Annotated in this window: 5 protein-coding genes and 1 pseudogene; 5 read left to right on the top strand and 1 reads right to left on the bottom strand. The window is 72.6% G+C overall.

Annotation, left to right across the window (positions count from 1 at the left end; translation table 11 throughout):
• Nucleotides 1-97, top strand: a 97-nt coding sequence (locus ACZ6I1_RS34895; RefSeq protein WP_469293117.1) for a hypothetical protein, incomplete at its 5' end; no start/stop codon positions are given.
• A 54-nt stretch (nucleotides 98-151) separates the two neighbouring features.
• On the opposite strand, the gene ACZ6I1_RS34890 is transcribed toward ACZ6I1_RS34895, so the two are convergent.
• Nucleotides 152-1,375: an IS701 family transposase gene (locus ACZ6I1_RS34890; protein WP_469293137.1), complete on the bottom strand. Its 1,224-nt coding sequence runs from the start codon at nucleotides 1,373-1,375 to the stop codon at nucleotides 152-154.
• 282 nt (nucleotides 1,376-1,657) lie between these two features.
• Between ACZ6I1_RS34890 and ACZ6I1_RS34885 the strand changes: the two genes are divergently transcribed.
• From ACZ6I1_RS34885 to ACZ6I1_RS34870, 4 genes and pseudogenes are all read left to right on the top strand, one after another.
• Complete coding sequence (locus tag ACZ6I1_RS34885; protein ID WP_469293135.1) at nucleotides 1,658-2,260, top strand: TetR family transcriptional regulator; 603 nt, start codon at nucleotides 1,658-1,660, stop codon at nucleotides 2,258-2,260.
• A gap of 57 nt (nucleotides 2,261-2,317) precedes the next feature.
• A complete protein-coding gene (gene galU, locus ACZ6I1_RS34880; RefSeq protein WP_469293133.1) occupies nucleotides 2,318-3,223 on the top strand; it encodes a UTP--glucose-1-phosphate uridylyltransferase GalU in 906 nt (301 codons plus the stop codon).
• A gap of 198 nt (nucleotides 3,224-3,421) precedes the next feature.
• A complete protein-coding gene (locus tag ACZ6I1_RS34875) occupies nucleotides 3,422-4,381 on the top strand; it encodes a ParB/RepB/Spo0J family partition protein (RefSeq protein ID WP_469293131.1) in 960 nt (319 codons plus the stop codon).
• 64 nt (nucleotides 4,382-4,445) lie between these two features.
• A pseudogene (locus tag ACZ6I1_RS34870) lies at nucleotides 4,446-4,605 on the top strand (MFS transporter); the annotation flags it as partial.

The raw sequence follows: 4,605 nt of genomic DNA, 5'->3' as shown, positions 1-4,605 counted from the left end.
CAACACCGAACCCCTGCTGCGCCTGAACGTCGAGGCCCGCGACCAGGCCACGCTGGCCAAGGTCCGCGACGAAGTCCTCGCCCTCATCCGCGCCTGATCCCGGAAAGCGGGGGGGGCTGCCGCCCGCAGCCCCCGCCGCACACCAGCCCCGTCAGGCGGCGTACTCCCGCTCCTCCCGCGGCGCGGGCACGGCCTTGTACGCGAACGCGGCGGACATCAGCGTCATGTGGTGGTGCCACCCCGGGAAGGACCGGCCTTCGAAGTCCAGGAGGCCGAACTCCTCGGCCAGCGTGCCGAGCGCCGCGGTGGTCTGCGCCGACTGCCGGACCAGCAGGAGCAGGTCGTCCATCCGGTGGCGGCTCATGTTCGTGAGCCAGACCGGACCGCCCCGCAGCCCCGGTCCCGGACGCCGTTCGCCGAACAGGCGGTAGCTCTGCTGCACCGCCCCGGAGACCCCGGACTCCCCGCCCGGCACCCGGACCAGCGCCGAGTGGATGCGCAGCCGCTGCGGACGCGCACCGGGACCGGCGAACTGCGCGGCGTACGGATGGGTGGTGTTCCCCAGGCGCGCGACATCGCCCGCGGTGGCCGCACGGACCGGCGTCCGCACCGGAGGCCTCATCGCGGTCCGGGCCGGCTCGGTCCCGTGGGCCGGTCCGGCGGCGCTGACGGCGAGGGTCGGCGGCACGGAAACCAGGAACTCGTGGCCGCGGCGGGCGAGCATGCCGATCAGCCCGGCGGCGCCGCTCAGACGGCTGAAGTCGGCGATCACGGGCGCGCGCACCGACGAGGTGCGGGCGGCGATCGAGTCGATGAGCTCGAGGACGAGGGATTCCGGGGCCTGGTGCGCGACGTCCGGGGAGATGCGCGCCCGGCGGCGAAGGGCGGGATCCGCCGACCAGTTCTCCGGCAGGACCAGCCGCCAGTCGACGGGCACCGTCGTGCCGCCCAGGGACAGGAACAGCCCGAAGCCGTACTGGCAGTTGACGATGCGCCCGGCAGCCGGGTCGAAGCGGCGGTGCACGCCCACCGAGTGCTCGCCGCGCTTGGGGAAGGCCACCTGCCCGATCGTCCAGGCGTGCACCGTGTGCCGCTCCTCCATCCAGCGGAGCAGCTCGGTGCGGGCCGGATCCCAGTCCCACGGGCTCGCGTTGATGAACTGCTGCAAGGACTGGGAGGCGGTGGGGGACTCGGTCACGGACGCGGCGAGCCGGCGTACGGACTTCTTGCCGGGGGTGGTGAGCAGCCCCTGCAGGTAGACCCGCGCCCAGCGGCGCTGGTCGGCTCTCGGTAAGTGGCCGAAGAGGCGCTCGCTGAACTCGTCCAGGGTGGTGTCCCCGGCAACCAGAGCTCTGGTCCTCGTCTGTGCCGTCATCTGTCTCCCCCTTCGCTGCGGACGCCGGCGTGCGTCGTAGGTACCATCAGAATACAGAACGTTCGTTTTTTTTCCAGCGTAAGAGTGGCGCCCCCCGCGCGACTTGGGCACGTTGGTAGCCGAGTCCGCCGCGAGGGCGGCGGGGGGAGGGGTGCGGGTGCTTCTTCGTCAAGTCGGCGTTGTGCGCGGCCGGCACCCGGGCGAGGCTGGAGGCCGCCATCCCGACGCAGGACGACGTATTGGTGAGTCAGGAACGACCCGGATGGCAGTGATGGTGCAGTGGTGAAACAAGAGCGCGGCGTGCGCACCCGTAATCATCTGATCTCGGTGGCCGCCGCCGAATTCGACCGCAATGGATATGACGGGACGTCGTTGTCCCGGCTGAGCCGCTCCGCCGGGATATCCATAGGAGCCCTCACCTTTCACTTCTCCGCGAAGGGTGAACTGGCCTCGGCCGTCGAGGATTCGGGGCGGCAGGCCACCCGCAGGGTCGTCGAGGACGTCACGGCCCGTGGCGGCCCGGCGCTGGACACCGTCTCCGCGCTCGTCCTCGAACTGGGCTGCCTGATCGAGACGGACGCGGTCGTACGCGCCGCCGCCCGGCTCACCCAGGAGCGCGTCGGCGCGGGCCCCGCCTGGTGCAGCTGCTGGTACCCGGAGGTCAGGGGGCTGCTCGAGCAGGCCGCCGAAGAGGGGCAGTTGAACCCCGACGTCGACCCGCGCCCGGCCGCCCTGCTGGCAGCGCATCTGGTGGGGGGCGTCGTCGTACGGGCGCGCCGCGGCCGCGCGGGCTCCCGCGGTGCGGTCGTCGCTGAACTCAGGGAGCTGTGGCGGCTGGTCCGGCGGGGCATCGCGGCGCCGGCCGCATCGGAAATGCCCAAGTAGGCGGAAAAGACGCCGAATTCGAGCCGGTGGCGTGCGGCGCCCTCTAGCGTCAGCGGCATGAATTCCACACCTCATGGCATAACCAAGGCAGTCATCCCCGCCGCGGGACTCGGTACGCGTTTCCTCCCGCTGACCAAGGCCACCCCCAAGGAAATGCTGCCGGTCGTCGACAAGCCGGCCATCCAGTACGTGGTGGAAGAGGCGGTCGCGGCGGGGATGTCCGACATCCTCATGGTCACCGGCCGCAACAAGCGGCCGCTCGAGGACCACTTCGACCGCAACCACGAGCTGGAGGAAGCCCTCCGGCGCCGGGGCGACCAGGACAAGCTCGACAGCGTCTGCGCCTCCACCGAGCTCGCCGACATCCACTACGTGCGCCAGCGGGACCCCAAGGGGCTGGGGCACGCCGTGCTGTGCGCCGCGCCCCACGTCGGCCACGAGCCGTTCGCCGTCCTCCTGGCCGACGACCTGATCGACCCCCGGGACCCGCTGCTGGCCCGCATGGCCGAGGTGCGCGCGCGATACGGCGGCAGCGTCGTCGCCCTCATGGAGGTGGCGCCCGACGCCATCCACCAGTACGGCTGCGCCGCGGTGGAGGGGCCGGCGGACGGTGCGGGCGTACGCATCACCGACCTGGTCGAGAAGCCCGCGCCGGGCACCGCGCCCAGCAACCTCGCGATCATCGGCCGCTACCTCCTCGACCCCGAGATCTTCGAGGTCCTGCGCGGTACGGGTCCCGGACGCGGCGGCGAGATCCAGCTCACGGACGCGCTGCGCGCCCTGGTCCAGGCGGGCCGTCCCGTGCACGGGGTCGTCTTCTCCGGCCGCCGCTACGACACCGGGGACCGGGCCGAGTACCTGCGCGCGACGGTCCGGCTCGCTTGTGAGCGCGCGGACCTCGGGCCGGGATTCCTCGCCTGGCTGCGGGAGTTCGTGCGCGCGGAGGAGCTCGTGGAGGCGTGAGCCCGGCAGCTCGGCGGGCGACCGGGGAACTTCCGCGGTCGCCCACCCCGCCGGGCCGCTACTTGGCCAAGTTGCCCAAATCTCAACGGAGTTCGGCCGCCAGTTGGGTTACCGAACGGTAGTTACGTAATTTCTTTCCCGGAGCCGGCGAACGGACCGGCAGCCGAAGCACCGCATGCACGAAGGGAGGTGGACTCCATGGGAGAGCCGAACGCGACCAGCGCGCCGGGCGCCTGCGACAACGCCGTCGAGGTACCGGTCGGTGCGCTGCTCGCCGCGGACTCCCCGCGCGCCGTCCGGGTGGACGAGAGCCACGCACACGGCCTCGCACACTCCGGCGGAACGCTGCCGCCGCTGCTCGTGCACCGCGCCACCATGCGCGTCATCGACGGAACGCACCGGCTGCGGGCCGCCGTACTGCGCGGGCAGGACACGGTGGCGGTGACGTACTTCGACGGCAGCGCCGAGGACGCCTTCGTCCTGTCGGTCGAGGCCAACATCAGCCACGGGCTCCCGCTCACGCACGCCGAGCGGACGGCCGCGGCGTTGCGGATCCTCCGGTCCCACCCCGACTGGTCCGATCGCGGCATCGCGCAGCGCACCGGCCTGTCGGCCAAGACCGTCGGGGCGCTGCGCCGCCGCGCAGGCCCCGGGCCCGATCCGCCGGGCCGCGTCGGCCAGGACGGCCGGATACGGCCGGCCGATCCCGTACGCGGCAGGGAGATCGCGGCCCGGCTGCTCGCCGGCCGGCCCACGGCCTCCCTGCGGCAGATCGCGCGGGAGGCGGGCATCGCGCCCTCGACCGTACGGGACGTCCGGCGCCGGATCGGCGAGGGAGCCGATCCGGTGCCCGCCGCCCAGCGGCGTACCGGCCCGGCCCCGCCCGAGGTGCCCGCCCGGGGCCGGGGACAGCCCCTGCCCGTCCTGGTCACCAGCCTGTGCAAGGACCCCCTGCTCAGGCTGAGCGAGGCGGGCAGGCTGCTGCTGCGCATGCTCGACCTCCAGGTGAGCGGACTGAGCCAGTGGGAGCGGATCGTCGCCGCGATCCCCCCGTACCGGGCCGAGACGGCGGCCGCCGCGGCCGCCCAGTGCGCCCGGGACTGGCAGGAACTGTCCGAAGAACTACGGCGCCGCGCCTCGGCGCACACCCCTGCATGAGCCGGCTTCCCCGGCATGTACCGGCCTTCAGAGCCGAAGGCCTCCGTTGTGATGGAAAGGATGTATGGCGATGTCGGTTGTCGAGGGAGCGCGTGTTGACGCGGGTGCGGGGGAGGGGGGAGGAGCCGGGGGGCCCGCCCGCCTGGACGGGCGTCTCAAGCTGGTCCTCGTGGTGCTGCTGGTGGCGCAGTTCATGCTGGCGGTGGATTTCTCGATCCTGAACG

This window comes from Streptomyces sp. NPDC046303 (assembly GCF_055588085.1).
This window is presented reverse-complemented; position numbering and strand designations above follow the sequence as displayed.